At 44.7% G+C, this 20,646-nt stretch carries 14 protein-coding genes; 11 read left to right on the top strand and 3 right to left on the bottom strand.

Features of this window, described 5'->3' with window-relative positions:
• Positions 1-175 precede the first annotated feature (175 nt).
• Complete coding sequence (locus tag H5073_RS06760; protein WP_404948381.1) at positions 176-1,003, top strand: ion transporter; 828 nt, start codon at positions 176-178, stop codon at positions 1,001-1,003.
• Between the two features lie 19 nt (positions 1,004-1,022).
• Here H5073_RS06760 and H5073_RS06755 read toward each other — a convergent pair whose 3' ends face one another.
• A complete protein-coding gene (locus tag H5073_RS06755) occupies positions 1,023-1,988 on the bottom strand; it encodes an inorganic triphosphatase (RefSeq protein WP_182678220.1) in 966 nt (321 codons plus the stop codon).
• 223 nt (positions 1,989-2,211) lie between these two features.
• Here H5073_RS06755 and H5073_RS06750 point away from each other — a divergent pair, with 223 nt between their 5' ends.
• The 7 genes from H5073_RS06750 (at position 2,212) to H5073_RS06720 (ending at position 12,590) form a co-directional block, all read left to right on the top strand.
• Positions 2,212-2,892: a TIGR00153 family protein gene (locus H5073_RS06750; RefSeq protein ID WP_182678218.1), complete on the top strand. Its 681-nt coding sequence runs from the start codon at positions 2,212-2,214 to the stop codon at positions 2,890-2,892.
• Between the two features lie 24 nt (positions 2,893-2,916).
• Positions 2,917-4,185, top strand: a complete 1,269-nt coding sequence (locus H5073_RS06745) for an inorganic phosphate transporter (RefSeq protein WP_182678216.1) — start codon at positions 2,917-2,919, stop codon at positions 4,183-4,185.
• A 172-nt stretch (positions 4,186-4,357) separates the two neighbouring features.
• Entirely contained in the window at positions 4,358-4,885 is a 528-nt protein-coding gene (locus H5073_RS06740) for a TIGR04211 family SH3 domain-containing protein (protein WP_259394843.1), read from the top strand.
• A 382-nt stretch (positions 4,886-5,267) separates the two neighbouring features.
• Positions 5,268-8,462: a bifunctional proline dehydrogenase/L-glutamate gamma-semialdehyde dehydrogenase PutA gene (putA, locus tag H5073_RS06735; RefSeq protein ID WP_182678212.1), complete on the top strand. Its 3,195-nt coding sequence runs from the start codon at positions 5,268-5,270 to the stop codon at positions 8,460-8,462.
• A 134-nt stretch (positions 8,463-8,596) separates the two neighbouring features.
• Positions 8,597-10,288, top strand: a complete 1,692-nt coding sequence (locus H5073_RS06730; RefSeq protein ID WP_182678314.1) for an RluA family pseudouridine synthase — start codon at positions 8,597-8,599, stop codon at positions 10,286-10,288.
• A 198-nt stretch (positions 10,289-10,486) separates the two neighbouring features.
• The gene (locus tag H5073_RS06725) at positions 10,487-11,836 is read left to right on the top strand and encodes a Na+/H+ antiporter NhaC family protein (RefSeq protein ID WP_182678210.1); all 1,350 of its coding nucleotides are present in this window, start codon (positions 10,487-10,489) and stop codon (positions 11,834-11,836) included.
• A gap of 43 nt (positions 11,837-11,879) precedes the next feature.
• Positions 11,880-12,590, top strand: coding sequence for a 23S rRNA pseudouridine(2604) synthase RluF (locus H5073_RS06720; protein ID WP_182678208.1), 711 nt, complete (start codon positions 11,880-11,882; stop codon positions 12,588-12,590).
• 29 nt (positions 12,591-12,619) lie between these two features.
• Here the strand turns inward: H5073_RS06720 and H5073_RS06715 are convergent, their stop codons facing one another.
• Together H5073_RS06715 and H5073_RS06710 are read right to left on the bottom strand one after the other, a co-directional pair.
• Positions 12,620-14,776, bottom strand: coding sequence for a S46 family peptidase (locus H5073_RS06715; protein ID WP_182678206.1), 2,157 nt, complete (start codon positions 14,774-14,776; stop codon positions 12,620-12,622).
• Between the two features lie 465 nt (positions 14,777-15,241).
• A complete protein-coding gene (locus H5073_RS06710; protein ID WP_182678204.1) occupies positions 15,242-16,441 on the bottom strand; it encodes an aromatic amino acid transport family protein in 1,200 nt (399 codons plus the stop codon).
• Positions 16,442-16,795: 354 nt separating this feature from the next.
• Between H5073_RS06710 and H5073_RS06705 the strand changes: the two genes are divergently transcribed.
• The 3 genes from H5073_RS06705 (at position 16,796) to H5073_RS06695 (ending at position 20,592) form a co-directional block, all read left to right on the top strand.
• On the top strand, positions 16,796-17,350 hold the full coding sequence (locus H5073_RS06705) for a TMEM165/GDT1 family protein (RefSeq protein WP_182678202.1): 555 nt from the start codon (positions 16,796-16,798) through the stop codon (positions 17,348-17,350).
• A 650-nt stretch (positions 17,351-18,000) separates the two neighbouring features.
• Positions 18,001-20,106, top strand: a complete 2,106-nt coding sequence (locus tag H5073_RS06700) for a S8 family serine peptidase (RefSeq protein WP_182678199.1) — start codon at positions 18,001-18,003, stop codon at positions 20,104-20,106.
• 21 nt (positions 20,107-20,127) lie between these two features.
• A complete protein-coding gene (locus tag H5073_RS06695) occupies positions 20,128-20,592 on the top strand; it encodes a hypothetical protein (RefSeq protein WP_182678197.1) in 465 nt (154 codons plus the stop codon).
• The last annotated feature ends 54 nt before the right edge of the window (positions 20,593-20,646 follow it).

The raw sequence follows: 20,646 nt of genomic DNA, 5'->3' as shown, positions 1-20,646 counted from the left end.
GTGCTTTTTTGTTTTTTAATACTTATAAAACAATCCCATTCAAAACTAGATAAACTTGCCTGTGCTGTGCTCAGCTTGCTATTGTCTAATAAATTCGTAGCCTTAAGAGTCAAGGCTTGCTCATTACAATTAACTGCCAAGCATGGCTGTTCAATTATGTCGGAGGATAAAAGCCGTGTTAGATAAAAAAACTTCCGCACTTAAAAGCATCAATGTGTTGCACCCGTTTCAACTCGCTATGATGGTGTTATCTTTCGTGTCAGTGGCCTTAGTCCTCGCCATTGCTTTTGGTGAGTTTGACAAAGAAACCCAACGCTTACTGCTATTTATCGACACTGGAATTTGTATCATATTTCTTAGCCAGTTTTTCTGGGGCTTAGCAAAATCCAGAGATAGAAAATACTTTCTTAGGCATCATTGGATTGATTTTGTTGCCAGCATTCCCGCTATTGAAGCCTTGCGCATTGCCCGAGTATTTCAAATTCTACGAGTTATTCGTCTTATTAGCATGAGTCGCTCAGTATTACTACCATTGCTCAAGCAGCGCAGGCAAACCACTTTGGCAAGCCTACTGGTCGCCATGGTACTTATTTTAACCTTATCTTCTGTGGTGATTTTACTTGTGGAATCAGGCACCCCTGGTGCTAACATTCACACTGCGGAGCAAGCCCTGTGGTGGGCCTTAGTGACTATCTCTACCGTAGGCTACGGTGATTATTTTCCAACAACCACACTAGGGCATGTGATTGGCGCCTTAGTGATAGTCAGTGGCGTGAGTTTTTTCGGGGTGATTTCAGGCTATATGGCCTCAGTGTTTATCACCCCTGAGGACAATGAACGTCATGAGGCTCACCAAGAAAATATTAAATCAGATCTAGATAGAGCCCTGCTCAGAATGGAAGAAAATCAGCAAAAAATGGAGCAAAACCAAGCGCAAATGCTCAATGAAATAGCCAGTTTACGTCAAGCTCTACTCACAAAAGAGCCACCAAAAAATAATTAATGCATTGATAATAAAAACCTTAATCCCGCAATAGATTAACTAAAGCTAGCTGCGCTTGCCCATAGGCTAAGCTATGCCACTGCTGAATTAAACGTCCTTGACGATTTAACTCTAAGATTAACAAGGTCCAACAGGGCATGATGTTTAACGCCTGCCAACCCAGCGGCTCAAGGCTACTATCTATATAGCTTAAATTTGATTTAAATCTCGACCATAACTCAGCTTCAGTGGCGATATCAGCCGCAGCACTTAACAGCCCATCGAGAACCTGCCAATTTTCAAGGGCAAGCCCTATCGCGGCGGTACGTTCCTCTTTCTCACAACTTGAAGCTAATACAGGCAAAGGTTTAAGGTCCGCTACACTTGCCAAGGCTGAATTTCCACCTAAACGATAACCTCTCTGAGCCTTACTGGCTTTGCCTAACCTTACCGCTATTTTTAGTGCAATATCAGCGGCTAAACTCAATAATGACGCTTCTTCGCCATTTTGTAATTCAAGCTCTAATTCACATAAGGACTCATGGTTTGAGCCTGCAATAATGTCACCTTGATCCAATGCCACTTCAATTTGACTGACGCCTTGTTTAGCAATCCAGATATTACGTTTAAAATTGGTTTCAAATAAGCAATAAAGTTCTTCTTGAAGCTTAGCGAATTGAGTATTTTTAGGCCAAATTTCCACAGGAAATAGACTTAAATCTGGCACATCACCGATACACCGGGCGTTGTATTCAGGCCGAGAGTGGATCCCACCAGCCACTTGACCGGCAGTTTTAATGGTTTGCTCTTTGGTATTATTTTCGAAGCTTCTTATTCTTAATCCCATGTCCCAATGGCGTAATTGCAACGCTTTGGTATCGAAATAGGCATTTTTTAATAATTTAGTTTGTTTTGGCACAAGCCCGTCAAGACTATCTAATATTTTTACTAATAAATCATAATCTTGAGCCTTAAAAAACAGTTTAAGCTCTACTTCTTTAGTCATTTATTCTTGCTCACTTCGTCATCAAACGTTCACCAATGCGTCATAATTAAGTCATAATGTCACATTGCTGTAATAAAAATCCCTTAGGATAGCCCGACTCAGTTCATATATACTGAGTCGCAATAACTGTAGATTATATCGAAAACACAGTTTCATTACGTGGACGCTTGGGTTAACATGCGCCCGCTTTTCCAAATCTGGAATCATTAAATAGGTAACGGCTATGCCAGTAAACTCTATTTTAGGTGTGTTTGCAAAATCACCTCTTAAGCCTTTAGAACAGCATATAGACAAGGTGCACGAATGTGCGTCTCTACTTGTCCCTTTCTTCGCAGCGACCACCTCAGGTGACTGGGATGAAGCGATAAGAATACGTAAGCAAATTAGCTTGCTTGAGAAAGAAGCTGATTCTTTAAAGCGTGAAATTCGCCTTACACTTCCAGGCGGATTATTTATGCCTGTTGAACGTACTGACTTGCTTGAGTTATTGACTCAACAAGACAAAATTGCCAACAAAGCTAAAGATATTTCAGGTCGTATTATTGGCCGCCAACTTGTATTACCCGAAGCTGTTCAAGAACCGTTCAATGCATATTTGCAACGTTGTTTAGATGCAGTGTCTCTCGCCAAAAAAGCCATTAATGAACTCGATGATTTGCTAGAAGCAGGTTTCCGTGGTCGTGAAGTGCAATTGGTGGAAAAAATGATCAATGAACTTGATCTCATCGAAGAAGACTCGGATGACTTGCAGATCCAGGTGCGTCGCAAGCTGTATAGCGAAGAAGCCGGCCTGAATCCTGTCGATGTGATGTTCATGTATAAAATTATCGAATGGGTTGGGGGTTTAGCAGATCTTGCTGAGCGTGTAGGTTCCCGCCTAGAGCTAATGCTAGCTCGTAACTAATCACAAAGTTATCAAGGATACAAAATGGTTGATGTACTAGTCGCCAACGGCCCTATGCTTATTGCACTTGCGGCAGCGTTTGGATTTTTAATGGCATGGGGTATTGGTGCAAACGATGTTGCCAACGCCATGGGAACCTCAGTCGGTTCTAATGCTATTACGATAAAGCAAGCCATCATCATCGCGATGATTTTTGAATTTGCTGGGGCTTATCTTGCTGGTGGTGAAGTGACCAGTACTATTCGCAGCGGCATTATAGATTCAAGTTACTTTACAGATGCACCACAACTGCTTGTTTACGGTATGATTTCAGCACTACTTGCTGCAGGCATTTGGCTAGTTGTTGCTTCTGCACTAGGTTGGCCGGTATCGACGACTCACTCGATTGTGGGGGCTATTGTTGGTTTTGCTGCCGTGGGCGTGAACGCAGATTCAGTCGCTTGGGGCAAGGTTGGTGGTATCGTTGGCTCTTGGGTTGTAACCCCTGCCATTTCTGGTTTTATCGCGTTTATGATATTCCAGAGCGTGCAAAAGCTTATTTTCAACACTGAAAATCCATTAGTAAATGCTAAGCGCTATGTGCCTTTCTACATGGCATTTGCGGGCTTTATTATGTCTCTGGTGACCATAACTAAAGGCTTAAAGCACGTTGGATTACATTTCTCGACAACCGAAGCCTATGGTCTTGCGCTAGCTGTTGCTATCGTTGTAGGGATTTTCGGTCGCATTGCTATCGGTCGCTTAAAAATGAGTGATAAAGCAGACCGCCAAACTACCTTTGCTAACGTTGAAAAAGTGTTTGCCATTCTTATGGTCGTCACCGCTTGCTCTATGGCATTTGCCCATGGCTCAAACGATGTTGCCAACGCCATTGGTCCATTAGCAGCTGTCGTTTCTGTAGTTGAAAGTGGCGGTGTTATCGCATCTCAATCGACACTTGTGTGGTGGATTTTGCCACTGGGCGCTGTGGGTATTGTATTGGGCCTTGCCATTTTTGGTACTCGCGTAATGCAAACTATAGGTAAAAATATTACTCACCTTACACCCAGTCGTGGTTTTGCTGCCGAACTTGCAGCAGCATCAACTGTGGTTATCGCATCAGGCACTGGTCTTCCAATCTCTACCACGCAAACCTTAGTGGGCGCGGTATTAGGTGTAGGTATGGCGCGTGGTATTGCGGCAATTAACATAGGCGTAGTACGTAACATCGTTGTGTCATGGGTCGTTACCTTACCAGCAGGCGCAGGTTTATCCATAGTGTTCTTCTACATCATCAAAGGTGTATTCGAATAAGCCATTTGGCACTTTTATTGAGTAAAATGCCAAAAAGAAGGAAGTCTTGTGACTTCCTTCTTGCATTCTAGCAATGAAGTAAATAGCATTAGCGTTAGATTTAATGCCTAGGAAAATTAACGTGTTAAGATTACTTTCAATTATAACGCTATTATTAGTCTCAAATGGATTGATGGCCGCGGAGCCCGCGCATTATATTACCGATGATGTTTATGTTTATATTCATGGTGGTCCAGGTAATCAATACCGCATCATAGGTAGCGTTGAGGCAGGTCAAGCTGTCACCTCTCTCAATGAAACTCAAGACGATTATGCCAAAATCATCGACCATAAAGGCCGGGAAGGCTGGGTAAAATCAGAGCTTATCACTACCACTAAAAGTATCCGAGAACGTCTGCCGGATCTTCAAGATATGGTCAATAAAGCTAAAGATGATCTGCTACAGATGACCCAGACACAGGCATCAACGGCAAAAGCACTTGAGGATGCCAACAAGAGTATTTCTCAGCTTAAACAGTTATTAGCTAAGACCGAAGCACAACGAGACAGTATCAAGCAAAAAGCAAGCTCAGTTGAAGACCAGCAGAAATTTGCCATGTGGCAACAAGGTGGCATCATTGGCGGCATTGGCGCCTTGATTGGTATTATTTTAGTGTATTTGCCTCGCCCAAATGGCCGTAAGCAAAACCGCTGGATGTAAATTTTACCGCAGCTGTTATGCATAAGAGCCAAGGCCAAAAGCCTTGGTTTTTTATTACATCAACCCACTCTGCCCTAGCTCCTGCTTTTACTCTCCGCTTGCATACCCTTAAATTCAATTAAAAATCTGGAATGCTCGGATTACCTGTCTTTTTCTCGTTACAAAACACTAGTTTCCTAATGCCAAAACAACAGCCCCTACCAGTTAAGCTATGGTGTGCAGAAATGTCTTTTGCTTGTATAATCGCGCCGAAAAATATCGTAGATTGTATACAAAATAATAAGAATCCCCGAACCCTCAATCTTCACTCCAGAGAATGCCTCAAAGTACAGAGTAAAGTTGGGATAAACAGCGATTTTGCATCACCCTTTAACTGACCAAGATGGAAAACATGATTATGTTCAAAGCGAGTGAAGTATTGGCCGGCCGCTATGACGATGCCACTCTTGACCAACTTTTCCAAGCCGTGACCGACAACTATATTGTCGACGAAGAAGCCTACCTTACTGAGCTTATCAAGCTTGTCCCTGCTAGTGATGAGCAAATCGAGCAAGTGACCCAGCGCGCCCATGACTTAGTCAGCAAGGTGCGTAAGTTTGAGAAAAAAGGCTTAATGATTGGCGTTGATGCTTTCTTGCAGCAATATAGCCTGGAAACTCACGAAGGCATCATCCTTATGTGTTTAGCTGAAGCGCTGCTGCGTATACCTGATGCTGAAACAGCCGATGCCCTTATCGAAGATAAACTCTCAGGCGCAAAATGGGATGCACACTTAAAACAGAGTGACTCAGTATTGGTGAATGCCTCAACTTGGGGACTCATGCTGACGGGCAAAATCATCAAGCTAGATAAGAAAATTGATGGCACGCCAAGTAATCTGCTTAAGCGCTTAGTCAATCGCTTAGGTGAGCCAGTTATCCGCCAGGCCATGTACGCAGCCATGAAAATCATGGGCAAGCAATTCGTACTGGGCCGCAATGTCAAAGAAGCCCTTAGCAACAGCGAAGCCAAACGCACGCTAGGCTACACCCACAGCTACGATATGCTAGGTGAAGCCGCACTCACGGACAAGGATGCCAAGAAATATTTCAATGATTATAGCAACGCCATTAAAGAACTTGGCGCTCAACGCTATGATGAAAATGAATCACCGCGTCCGACTATCTCAATTAAGCTTTCGGCTCTGCATCCAAGGTATGAAGTAGCCAACGAAGACAGAGTATTAACTGAGCTTTACGCTACTGTGATTAAATTGATTGTGCAGGCTCGTGAGCTTAACATTGGCATTTCAATCGATGCCGAAGAAGTCGACAGGCTGGAACTTTCCCTTAAATTATTCAAAAAACTGTTTAACTCAGTGGAATCCCAAGGCTGGAATTTACTTGGCATAGTAGTGCAAGCCTATTCTAAACGGGCATTGCCTGTGCTGTGCTGGCTTAACCGCCTTGCCAAAGAGCAAGGTGATGAAATTCCAGTACGCCTTGTAAAAGGCGCTTACTGGGACAGTGAACTTAAATGGGCGCAGCAAGCCGGTGAAGCTGGCTACCCGCTATTTACCCGTAAAGCAGGCACGGATGTGTCCTACCTAGCTTGCGCACGTTTCTTACTGTCCGATGCCACTCGCGGCGCCATCTACCCACAATTTGCCACTCATAATGCGCAAACTGTGGCGAGCATTGATGCCATGGCAACGGATAGAAACTACGAATTCCAACGTCTACACGGCATGGGCCAAGAGCTCTATGACACGATTTTGGCTGAAAGCGGTGCTAAGACGGTGCGGATCTACGCCCCAATAGGTGCCCATAAGGAGCTTCTGCCTTATTTGGTTCGCCGTCTGCTAGAAAACGGCGCTAACACCTCATTCGTGCACAAGCTGGTTGACCCTAAAACCCCTATCGCTTCGTTAGTGGTTCATCCTTTGGTCACTTTGCAAGCCTATAAGAGTCTTGCTAATAAAAACATCGCTTTACCCGCCGATATCTTTGGCGCTGAACGTAAAAATTCTAAGGGATTAAACATGAATATCTTGTCTGAAGCTCAGCCATTTTTCACCGCTATCGATAAATTTAACGACACTCAATGGCAAGCAGGCCCCTTGGTGGACGGTAAGACCTTAACGGGTGACCTAAACACTGTCGTCAGCCCTTATGATACCAAGCAGACCGTGGGTCAAGTGGTGTTCGCCGATCCCCAAGCCATAGAACAGGCGTTAGCCTCTGCCAGTCACGCCTTCCCTAACTGGGCCCGTACTCCGGTAGAAACCCGCGCCAGCGCACTGCAAAAACTTGCTGATCTGCTGGAAGAAAATCGCGAAGAGCTGATTGCTCTTTGTACCCGTGAAGCCGGTAAGAGCATTCAAGATGGCATAGATGAAGTTCGTGAAGCCGTCGACTTCTGTCGCTACTACGCCGTTCAAGCCAAGAAGCTGATGGGTCAGCCTGAATTACTGCCAGGACCTACCGGTGAGCTTAACGAACTGTTCCTCCAAGGACGCGGTGTGTTTGTCTGTATCAGCCCATGGAACTTCCCACTAGCGATATTTTTAGGCCAAGTATCGGCGGCATTAGCTGCGGGTAACACAGTTGTAGCTAAGCCTGCGGAGCAAACCTCACTCATAGGTTATCGCGCTGTGCAGCTGGCTCACCAAGCCGGCATTCCGGTTGAAGTGCTACAGTACTTACCAGGCACAGGCGCAACTGTAGGCTCAACCATCACGGCCGATGAGCGCATTGGCGGCGTATGCTTTACTGGTTCTACTGGCACAGCCAAACTCATTAACCGCACCTTAGCCAACCGTGATGGCGCGATTATTCCTTTGATTGCCGAAACCGGTGGTCAAAATGCCATGGTGGTCGACTCAAGCTCACAGCCTGAGCAAGTGGTTAACGATGTAGTGTCATCTTCATTTACCAGCGCCGGACAACGCTGCTCAGCGCTGCGAGTGTTATTTTTACAAGAAGATATCGCCGACAGAGTCATAGAAGTGATGCAAGGCGCCATGGAGCAGCTTGCTATTGGGCATCCTGGCAAGGTGCAAACCGATGTCGGCCCTGTGATTGATGCTACAGCTAAAGCGAACTTGAATGCGCATATCGATCACATCAAGCAAGTGGGCAAGCTTATCAAGCAAATCCAGCTGCCAGCCGGCACTGAAGATGGTCACTTTGTCGCGCCAATCGCGGTTGAAATTGACTCAATCAAGGTACTAGAAAAAGAACACTTCGGCCCAATATTACATGTTATCCGCTACAAGGCCGCTGATTTAAGTAAAGTAATTGATGAAATCAACAGCACAGGATTTGGCTTAACCTTAGGTATTCATAGCCGTAACGAAGGTCACGCCCTTAATTTGGCTGACAAAGTGAATGTGGGTAACGTCTACATCAACCGTAACCAAATTGGCGCTGTGGTTGGCGTGCAGCCATTCGGTGGTCAAGGTCTTTCTGGCACGGGCCCTAAAGCGGGCGGCCCTCACTACCTGACCCGTTTTGTCACCGAGAAAACTCGCACTAACAACATCACCGCCATAGGTGGTAATGCGACGCTATTGTCATTAGGCGATAGCGACGAGTAAGGGTTAATCCGATCCAAGTAAAATGCCCGCCCTGTGCGGGCATTTTTATGCCCATGGCCCAAGAGACAAAGAGACAAGCAGACCAAAGCAGGTTACCATTGCCCCTGCTTATGCCACCAACGCCAGAAACCTTTATGCCTTCTATACCCACTTGTTTTACGCCCTTTAACGTCGCAATTGATCATCACCCATTACCCGAACGCTTTACCTTCCCGTTTTATTATCAGCCGCATCCCTTGTGCATTATGGCCGCCGAGGAGTTACAGCTGCATCTCAACCAGCAGAATGAATGGCAGCATAACTTTGGGCTAACTGATGATAAACACAATGTCATCGGTAAGATGTTTGGTGTCATGCTTGTACAAAATCGGCAGGGTGAACTTGGCTATCTGGCAGCATTTTCAGGAAAACTAGCTAACAATAATCATCTGCCAGGCTTCGTGCCGCCGGTATTTGACATGCTGCATCAAGATGATTTTTTCCTTGCTGAAAACAAGATAATAAATGACCTTAATCAAAAAATAACCTTGCTACAAGATAACCCCAAACGCCATCAGCTCACAGCACAACTACAGGAGTTAAACCAAGCCGCCATTGCTGCAATCGAGGCCCACAGAGGGCTTATGATAGAAAGGCGCAAACACAGAAAAGCCCAAAGAGCAGAGCTTGCGTTGACGTTGCACAACCAAGACCTTCAGGCGGCTGAGCTTACACTTAATCAGCAGAGCGTAGCGGAAAAGCTTCAATTGCGAGACCTAAAACTCAGTTGGGACACTAAAATTGCTGCTGTAAAACTGGAATTAGATACATTCAACAAGGTGCTAGATTCGCTTAAACTCGATCGTAAACAGCGTTCTAGTGCACTACAGCAACGACTATTTGATCAATATACATTTTTAAATGCCAACGGCGCCCAAAAAAGTTTAGGCGATATTTTTGCAGCTACAGTTGAGCGTACTCCACCTGCGGGTGCAGGCGAGTGCGCGGCACCTAAATTATTACACTACGCATACCGCCACTCACTCACGCCGCTGGCCATGGCAGAATTTTGGTGGGGCACGCCACCTAAATCTCAAGTGCGTCGTCACGGGCAATTTTATCCCGCTTGCCTAAGAAAGTGCCAACCTATCCTAAGCCATATGCTAGAAGGCCTAAAGGTGGATCCCAATCCATTATTGGAAAACCCCGCAGATGATAAGCAGCTCACTGTCATCTATCAGGATGAACACTTGCTGGTCATCAATAAGCCGGCTGAGTTTTTATCTGTGCCGGGGAAAAACATTAGCGATAGCGTGCACACCCGTATCATTCGTGACTTTCCAAGTGCCAGCGGCCCCATCATAGTCCACAGGTTAGACATGTCGACCTCAGGTCTGATGGTGATAGCTCTTAATAAGCAAACCCATGAACTACTGCAAAAACAGTTTATTCAGCGCAGCGTCACTAAGCGGTATGTCGCCCTACTGGATGGTCAATTATCAACAACCTTAGGTGATGAAGGCAGTATTTCCCTGCCCCTTCGCGGCGATTTAGATGACAGGCCCAGGCAATTGGTGTGTCATGAGCATGGCAAAAACGCCGACACCCGCTGGCAAATCATTGCCAATCAAGGGGAGTATACAAAAGTATTCCTCTACCCTAAAACCGGTCGTACTCATCAGCTTAGAGTCCATTGTGCTCATGTTCAGGGGCTTAACCTGCCGATTATGGGCGATGACCTCTATGGCGTTCGTGGCACTCGGCTTCACCTACACGCAGAGTCGTTAAGTTTCACCCACCCAGTAAGTGGTAAGCCACTGCACTTCCAACTGGATGCGGACTTCTAAATGAGTTTTTTTTGTGCAAACAGACACTAAACGCACCACGGAAGCAAAGAAGTCTAGACGTCCATATTGACTCAGTAAAAATAATCTCCTATTCTAAGGCTGACTTGTTATGATGAGGTAACAAGAACAATCATTAAGCAGGCTAATATTGGTCCATTTAGATAATATTTTCGATGCTAAAAATAGAGAGAATTGCTTTTGAGTCAATCACATAGTTTAAATAAAACCAGTCCAGCGTCTTTTATTGCCCTATTACCCTTATTCCTATTTCTAAGCCTATTTATTGGTGCAGGCCTGTACTTTCAGAGCCAAGATGTGGATTACGCTTTTTACCAATTGCCGAGTGTCATCGCCATTCTGCCGGCCATAGTCTTGGCATTGATCTTATCTAAGCAACAGATAAACCAAGCCATAGAAACCTTTATCGCAGGTATTGGTCACAGCAATATTATTGCCATGTGTCTCATTTATTTACTGGCTGGCGGCTTTGCCGCTGTCGCCAAAGCCACTGGCGGCGTTGATGCCACCGTGGCTTTGGGGTTGTCGTTTATCCCTAATGATTTACTTTTACCCGGCTTTTTTGTGATTGCCGCCTTTATTGCCACCGCCATGGGCACCTCTATGGGCACTATCGCCGCCGTTGCCCCCGTTGCCGTAGGCATTGCCGACCAAGCCCAAATTGATTTCGCTTTAATGGCAGGCGCGGTAATGTCAGGGGCGCTGTTTGGTGATAATTTATCAATAATTTCTGATACCACCATAGCCGCCACTCGTACCCAAGGCTGTGAAATGAAAGATAAATTCCGTGAGAATTTAATTTTTGCCGCTCCCGCAGCACTACTCACCTTAATTGCCTTCACCTTTGCTGGCCAAGGCCAAGCAGCATTGACAGAACAAGCCCTTGCCGCCCAAGAGATTGATGTTATTAAGGTACTGCCTTACATCACTATTTTGGTATTGGCGGTTGCTGGGCTGAATGTATTCTTAGTCTTGGGCTTAGGTATCGTTTTAGCGGGCGCAGTAGGACTGCTCAATCCAGAATATTCTGTGATCCAACTGGGCAATGATATTTACACTGGCTTTAGCAATATGCAGGAAATCTTCATTCTTTCCATGTTAGTCGGCGGCTTAGCAGCATTAATGCAGCAGCGTGGCGGCCTTGCCTTTGTGAGTCAATTTATCGAGCGTGCTATCAACCGTTATTCAAATAGCGAGCAAACTCAATCACCAAGAGCTGCCGAATTTGGCATGGCCGCCATTGTTGCCGGCACCAATACTTGTGTCGCCAATAATACTGTATCTATTGTAGTTACTGGTGACATAGCCAAATCCCTTGCTACTAAACACGGCGTCAGCCCAAAGCGCGCCGCCAGTGTATTGGATATTTTCGCCTGCATTATTCAAGGTTTAATTCCCCATGGTGCCCAAGCCTTATTAGTGGCGGCGACCTTTAGCATCACCCCGTTAGTTGCCGTTGCTAACGCTTGGTACTGTATGATCTTGGCTTTGGTTGCGATTGTTATCGTTTACCTGCGCCCACGGGGTTAAGTTTTCTAGATGAAATCTCATTGATTAAATTTGGATTAATAGCATGCGTTTAGCTCAGTATCTTGCTAAGTGCGGTGTTGCTTCAAGGCGTCAAGCCAGCCGCTTGATAGAAGCGGGGCGAGTAGCGCTAGATGGGAGGCAGGCTCTGCACACGGATACCGTTGAGGCTGATAATCCCCCTCACCTACTTGTGGATGGCAGCAGAGTCGAACCTGAAACCAAAGCCTACTACTTGTACCATAAGCCTGTGGGGGTGGATTGCCGCTTATTGCCTCAAGACCCAACTAGCCTTATTCATCGACTCCCCAAAGATGCACCCAGGCTCTATCCTGCTGGCAGGTTAGATAAAGACTCTCGCGGTTTGTTACTGCTGACCAATGACGGTGACTTGACTCATAAACTGATGCACCCAGATTTTCATCACCATAAAACCTATAACGTACAAGCTAATAAACCTATCTCTGATGATGACATTAAGGCGCTTTCTTGCGGGGTAAAGTATGCCGATGTGCTCACCCGTGCCTGTGAAGCCAGGCGCCTTAGTGCGGACAGGTTTGAGATAATACTCACTCAAGGCTTAAATCGACAAATTAGGCGCATGTGTCAGGCGCTGGGCTATAAGGTCATAGATTTACAGCGCACAGCTATCATGAAGCTTGAGCTGAACTCGAAAGAATTTGGTGAAGTAGCAGAAAATAAAATGCGGCCCCTGGAGGCCGCAGAACTTAAAGCGTTACTTTCGATACTCTCATAATCCCTAACTTAGGATTACTGCTGTATTACTTAATGGACGATTTCCATTTCAGCTAATAGATTATCGGCATTATCTAAATACTTCATCACCCATAACATGTAACGGCTATCAATCTGAATAGAACGGTTGTTGCTGTCGTTATATGACCAGTCACCTATGATGCTCTCATAAACGCCATCAAACAGTAGACCAACCAATTCAGCGCGGCCGTTTAAGGTCGGTGAACCTGAGTTACCGCCAGTAGTATCTAGCGTCGATAAGAAGTTAACTGGCACAGAATCGATTGATTTCACATAGAAATCACCATACTGCTTGGCCTTGATAAGCTCGAGTTGCTTTTTAGGCGCATCAAATGGGTCCACGCCAGTATCTTTAGCCAAAATGCCTTCAAGACGAGTAAATGGCACGGCCTTTAAGCCATCCTGAGGTGAATACCCTTTCACATGACCCACGCTCACGCGCAGACTCGAGTTAGCATCGGCATACACAGGCTTACCTAACTCACGGTTATAGGCGATGATGGCATCCATGTATTGTGGACGCACCTTCATTAGGTCACCAGCAAGCTGCTTCTTCTCTTGCTCTCTTGCCATGTCGCTTTCAAATAGCGCCACTGCCATCTTGATGAAAGGATCGTTCGATGCTTTAAACTCAGCAACAGACTTGTTCATCCAGCTTAAACGGCTCGCTTGCTCGCCAAGTTTAGTATTGGCGTACATGGCGTCTAAGGTTTTAGCTAGCTTGTCTTTGCTGAAGTTTGCGTCAATAGCAAATACTTTATCTAACGCAGCAATACGCTTATCAGCAGGCAATACCGCGTAACGGCTTAATAAATCTAACAATACCGCTTTATCGACACTTGGCGCGTAGCGACGGTCAATACGTTCCATGCTCGACTTAAAATTGGTCATATCGCGGTCTTGATAACCTGGCTCTCTATCCATATCGGCTAAGGTTTTCTCATTAGCTAAGCGGTACAAGTCGCGGGCTGTGGTCATCATGGTGGTGTAACCTATGTAACCTAATAGAATATCGCGCTGTTGGTTTTGCTGACCTTTGGCCACTAATTCATCAAGCTTGGCTAAGGTGCTGCCATACTGCTGCTGACGCTTAGGATCTTTAGCTATCCACTGAGCTAATTCAGTCTCTATGTTTTGACGATCGGCCAACATGGTCGACTTACCGTAAAACTCGATCATAGAGGTGAAGTTTTTAGCGTAGTTTGCAAGGCTTGCGATTAAGCTTTCATACTTAATGCGTTCATCGCTCCCCTCTGGCGCCGTTTCTTTGATGATGTCGATATAACGCTCACGCAGCATCTTGCCTTCAGGGTAAGCCCACTCGAACTGATTTTTCACTTCGCTGGCGGTGCGGTAACGATTTGTGCTACCTGGGTAGCCGGTCACCATCACAAAATCACCTTCGCTTACGCCTTTAGCCGACACTTTAAGGAAGCTTTTTGGCTCAAAAGGCACGTTATCTTTGCTAAAGTCCGCAGGCTTACCGTTTTTACCCACATAAGCGCGGTAGAACGAGAAGTCACCAGTATGGCGCGGCCACATCCAGTTATCGATATCACCGCCGTATTTACCCACACTTGCAGCTGGGTTATAGACTAAACGCACGTCACGGATTTCCATCTGTTTAACGAGGTAATACTCAAGTCCACCATGGAAGCTGTACACTTGGCAGCGGTAGCCCGGCTCTTTTTCACATTCGGCCACTAAGGCTTTTTCTTTGCTTTCTATGCCTTTATAAAAATCATTACCGGTTTTTTCCATCTCACCGGCTTTTATTTTTGCCGTTACATCTGTCACAGCTTCGGTAACAAAAATGCGCGAGCCTGGGGTTGCAGGCAATTCTTCACTGAATGTTTTAGCCAAGAAACCGTCTTTTAACAGATTTTTCTCAGGGGTTGAATTGTACTGAATAGCGCCATAAGCACAGTGATGGTTGGTGACCACTAAGCCTTTTGGCGATACAAATGACGCAGTACAGCCACCTAGGCTGATAACGGCGTTCATTGGGAACTCTGTCAGTTTAGAAATTGATTTAGCATCGATTTCTAACCCTTTAGCTTTTAATTCATCAGCCATTGCAGGTAATTGGTGCGGTTGCCACATGCCTTCATCGGCTTGGGCGCTAAAGCTTGCCGCAATTGCGACGCTCAGTAACCATTTTTTCATTGTTGAATTCCATTTGTTGGGGAATAGAGATAAAACCAGTCCCAAAGGGCGATATAAGCTCAGTGTTAACTTATACCAATCACATTAATTATGTGATCTATCAGAGCGCCTCAAGCTTTTCAATTCAAGGCGCATTAATGCAGTAAGGGTTATTCCCTTTCAAATTAATGCAACGATGAAGAGGAACGCTTGAGACGCTCCCAAGGGGCGGGTTTCAAGGGAGACTCCTCTGCGTTGAAGACTTTTGACATAGCACCACTATGCCTTCAAGCCTCAGCCTTGATTAATCTCCTTTGAATTCCCGCTGAATGACCAGATAATTAATACGATTGGTATTAGATTCAGGACAAATAAAAAAGTCAGCGTTATGCAAGACGCATAGACGCTGACTTTATCATATTGTTTTAGCGTAATAATAGACTTTGTAAAACTCGCTTACAAAGTTACAACGTTTGCAGCCGAAAATTACATCGCTACCCAGAGTTGAGCGAGTACTATCATCAAGCCCACCAACCCAGTTAACATTAGCGCAAAGGTGCCACCAGAGACTTCATAACCGCCCTGCTGCTGCTTACGCTGGCCTAATGCCATGGCAATTGGCAAGAATATAATCATAAATACCAAGGGTATAGCCGCAAAGCCTAGTACTTTAACAAAGCCGTCTGGGTAATATAACGCGCATAACAGCGGCGGTACAAAGGTGATTAACCAGGTCTGTAAACGACCCAACACGTTTGATTTCGCTCTGGTTAACTCAGCAACAAAATCAAATAAACTCATGGTGACGCCCAAGAAGGAGGTGATCAGCGCCAGATCGGCAAATAAGCCAATACACTTACTGACAAGTTCAGATTCAGCAACCGCTTGCAGCGCACTCACTAGTGCCCCTAAGGAGCCATTAAAGCCATTGATGGTCTCACCGCCTAAAGTGCCCAAGGTCACCGTCAGCCATAAAAAGTAGCACACAAGCGGCAAGGTTGAACCAATCAATAGCACTTTACGTAACGTTTTCGCTTCACCCTCAAGGTAACCCACTAATGTGGCAATACACACGTGAAAACCAAACGATGTAAATACTACAGGGATAGCAGCCATCCACACATCCATGCCAGCACCCGTGCTCATTAAGCTAGCGCCACCACTGACTAAGGTACCCATTTCAACATCAGGCAATAAAAACATCACCACCAAAATCAGTAATGCCACCATCAAAGAAAACAGTAATCTTGAGGCTTTATCAATCCAAGCTACACCAAAAGCCGCAAAACCACCTAAAAACACAGTAAAAAGTAACACAGCCAATTGTTTATCTAGCACAACATCAAAAAAAGCCTGTGCCTTTAGTACTAACAGAGAAGAGCCACCTGTGAGATAAGCGGCCGTTAACGCAAATAGCAAACTCAGAAAAGACGCCCCTTGAATAAGCTGACCTGTCTTACCTAAGGTTTTTCCTGTAATAACATGCACGTTATCGCCAACACCTGACTTTAAGTTAATTTCTAACATTAACAATGAGGTATAAGCTGACACGCCCCAAATAACCAACAAGAGCAACACGGTAGGAATGACACCTAAAGCCGCTGTCGCCAATGGCAAAGCAAGCATTCCGGCCCCGATGGCTGTTCCTGCAACTATGGCAATGGAACCTAAAATCTTTAAATTCACTCGTTATATCCTATTGTTATTCTTTTAAGTAATATCTGTGTTTTTATTAGTATTTCGACATTAGCAGATGCACACAGGCTCAAGCAAGCCTCTCTCGCTAAAAGAGTAAGCTTGAACTTAGCTGATTTGCAGATATAATGCCGGTCTCGTATTTAGGGGAGTAGCTAACCAAGGTTAACGTTTCGATGACCTTGGGGTGAGTATCAACATACTTGGCAACATGCCATGGTAATCACAGCGGTTAAGATGCATATCCATCATAGTAAACCGCCCAGCAAGACCTAAGCACGGCGACTGCATCATGGGGTATGCGGCTGCTTGTGCTTAGCTGTTATTTACCCCTGAGATACCGATTTGGACGCTTTTATCACATCAACGTTTGCCGTTGCCGTCGCTGAAATTGGCGATAAAACTCAGCTACTGGCTTTACTTCTTGCCGCTAGATTCAAAAACAAAACCGCGATTATCACAGGCATTTTGCTGGCCACCTTATTAAATCATTTTGCCGCTGCTTGGCTTGGGCAATGGTTAATCACTTGGCTTAACCCACAAATTGGCAGCTACTTAATTGCCGCCTCATTCTTTGCCATGGCTGTATGGGTACTGGTGCCGGACAAAATGGATGACAGCAATGAAGGTTTTTACCGCCTCGGCGCTTTTGCCGCGACGTTTGTGTTGTTTTTCATGGCCGAAATGGGCGATAAAACCCAAATCGCCACAGTGATTTTGTCCGCCCGTTATGAGTCACTGACTTGGGTAGTGCTAGGCACAACGTTAGGCATGTTAATCGCCAATGTGCCCGTGGTGATCGCCGGACATTTCAGCGCAGAAAAGCTGCCGCTAACCCTCATCCACAGAGGCTGCGCCCTACTATTTACCCTGCTTGGGGTTGCAACACTGATTTATTAGCAACAAGGCTAACAAACTTAGCGCCATAGAATAGTCGAACCATGGCACTCACAGACAGCCAGCAAGTCCGTCATTGGATGCTCGTCCGCCCCATCCATGGGTCGGACGGTCGGCTCGCAAATCACCATGGTTCGCCTTTTCAGCATTTGCGTATCTGTTAGCCTGAAAGATTACAGCCTATTTTAAGTAATCTGGCAGTCCTCACGAGACTCAGCCCCAACTTATTTTTTGGGCAGAAATGAGTCAGTGTCTTTGCTTGATTAGCGTTTAACGGATTACTTTATATATGGCAAGACTTCTAACCTAATGGCCAAATTCATTCTCTACACTGTGAGCTTCATTTGACAGAGAATGAGGAACACTTTCCTTAATTTCCATGAATTGCTAACTCGATTCAACTTATACCAGAGTAATCCTGATTACTAAGGCTAACTGAAATTTAAATTTGCTTAAATTTACGACAAACAATATGAATAACGAAGCTATTTATTTCACTTTTGTTAATTTTGTGATAAAAACACGCTCGGTATGTTGCACATATCAAATAATTTATTTAGATTTTTATATACAAAGCGTAGACATGTTATTAAGCATAACTGTTGTTTAGTGGTTGATTTATGCTTGTTTGTATAACAATAAAGGAATGTTAAATGCGTAAATCTCTTGTTGCAATAAGTATTACAGCCGCCATGTTGGCAGGCTGTGGTAGTGATAGTATAGCGCCTGAAAAAGTGAATACACCTCCAGTGAGTGCTGATGTTACTTTCAATACGACTCAATCAATCATGTTATCAGGCCAATTAGATGGTAAAGATGCTGAAGATAAAGTCTTATTTTCAATTGTAAACGCAAGTGATATCAAATTAGGTACATTAACCTTAGTTGACGCTGCTAGCGGTAAATTCACTTATTTAACTGACGCAACTGAAGGTAAAGAAGTTGTTCAATTTAAAGTAACTGATGGTAAAGCTGATTCGACTTCAACTTTAACTATTGATATTAAAGGCGGCGATCCTTTATATGTTCATCAATGGCACTTAAATAACTCAGGTCAAAGCTCATTTGCCATTAACCGCGGAAAAGCTGGCGAAGACATGAATGTTGCAGGGGCAATAGCAGCAAAAGTATTCGGTGAAGGGGTTACTGTAGCTGTAGTTGATGATGGTTTAGAAATCGCCCATCCAGATCTTAAAAACAATGTAGTATCTGGTGGTTCATACAACCTGATTACAGGCACCATTGATCCAACACCTTTTAGTGGGGAAGCTAGTCATGGTACTGCAGTTGGCGGCATCATAGCATCTGAAGGTTGGAATGATATTGGCGGCCGTGGTGTTGCACCAAAAGCTAAGTTAATAGGCTTTAACTTCCTAGATAGCGACCCAACCGGTAAAGTTACAAGTGTGCAAACCTTTGAGAACTTCGTGAAGTCCCATGGTGGTAATTCACTGAGTGATTATGCCCGCGTATTTAACCAAAGCTATGGCTATAGTGTGCCATACCCACATGGCTTTGATAAAGACGAGCTTGAAATCTATGCCGACGTCGCGACTACTAGTTCTGACGGTAAAGGGGCTATTTTTGTAAAATCTGCAGGTAATGGTTATAAATATTTCCGTTCTGCTGGCACATTCTGGCTACCAGGCGATTACTTCTCTGCTCGCACAGCCGGTATACCAGCAAACAATGGTTTGCCTTTTCATAACTCGAACATGTCAACCGATAACGCTAACGTTTACAACTTGGTTGTAAGTGCCGTCAATGCTAAAGGTGAGTTATCTAGCTATTCCTCTGTAGGGGCTAACATATTTGTTACTGCACCAGGTGGCGAATATGGTGAAGACAACCCAGCTATCGTTACTACCGATAGAGAAGGTTGCGTTAACGGTAATGCCAAAACTGAAGATCGTCCAGGTACTCCATTCCATGGTGGTTTACATCCATTAAACTTAGATTGTAACTATACGTCAACTATGAATGGCACCTCTTCAGCAGCGCCCAATACTTCTGGTGCTGTAGCTATGATAATGAGTGCAAATCCAGCACTGACTTGGCGTGATGTTCGCCATGTTTTAGCGACAACAGCCACTAAAGTGGATGCTGAAATCAAAGCAAAAACAGTTAAGTTAGGTACCGCTGAAGATGCACTAGAATACACAGCTATCGCAGGCTGGGAAACAAACGCTGCAGGTCTTAACTTTCATAATCTATACGGCTTTGGCCGTGTAGATGTAAGCGCAGCAGTAAAAGCAGCTCAAGAATATAAAACTGTTCTAGGTGAATATGTTGTAACGGATTGGGTAAAGTCTGCTGATTTAACAACAGCAATTCCAGATCAAGATCTAAAAGGTGCTAGTGACAAACTTGCTATCGAAGAAGATCTTATTGTTGAAGCCGTTCAGATAGAACTTACAGCCAATCACTTACGTCTACCTGACCTTGCAGTTGAACTTATCTCTCCAGCTGGTACTAAAAGCGTTATCATGACTCCATATAACGGTATGGTGTATCAAGGCGTGATGGATGCTACAGATCCAAATGATTTAGTCACTGGTTATGATGAAACACCTATGCTGTCAAACGCATTCTATGGTGAATCAACTAAAGGTGAATGGACGCTTAAAGTTATCGACGTTAATAGCGGTGATTATAGCTTCTACAAGTATGATGTAGCGGGCGCAATTACCATTCCAAATGAAGCCAACGGTGAACTTAAAGGCTGGTCTATCCGTTTCCACGGCCATAAAGCTAGTTAATCTGATTTAAGGAGTATAGATATGAAATTAGTAAAATTAACATTGCTTACTGCAATGGTCGCTTTGTCTTCACAAGCCCTAGCTCACGATAAGATTGTTCTGACTGAAGATGGCGCCAACGCACCGACTAAGACAAGTGTATCAAGAGCGGAATTTTTAGGTTTAAGCTCACATTACATCAAGACCAAAACAGGCGTTCAAAAAGCCCAAGCTCTAAGTAAAGATCAGCTGATAGTAACTGAGAGTGGTATACCATTTGGCACTTTAACAGGTCAATTAGTCGTAAAACTTAAAGCTGATGTCGATGCTGCAACATTCGCAAAATCTAAAGGTCTTACACTTGAGTGGCAAAATGATAGTAACTTAGTCATTTTGGCTGCTCCAGAAAATGCTGAATTACTAAGCCTATTAGAATCAGTGAAAGCCAGCGATAGTGTTATACGCGCTAAATTAGATCGCGCTGTAAATAAGCATGAGATCCACTAAGTAACACTTAGTTTTTATAATATGACTGGTTATTAATTAGCTCATCAACAAAAA

The sequence above is a fragment of the Shewanella sp. SR44-3 genome (assembly GCF_014163735.1).
Classification (GTDB): domain Bacteria; phylum Pseudomonadota; class Gammaproteobacteria; order Enterobacterales; family Shewanellaceae; genus Shewanella.
The sequence above is the reverse complement of the archived record's forward strand: the minus strand, read 5'-3'. Positions and strand labels throughout refer to the sequence as shown.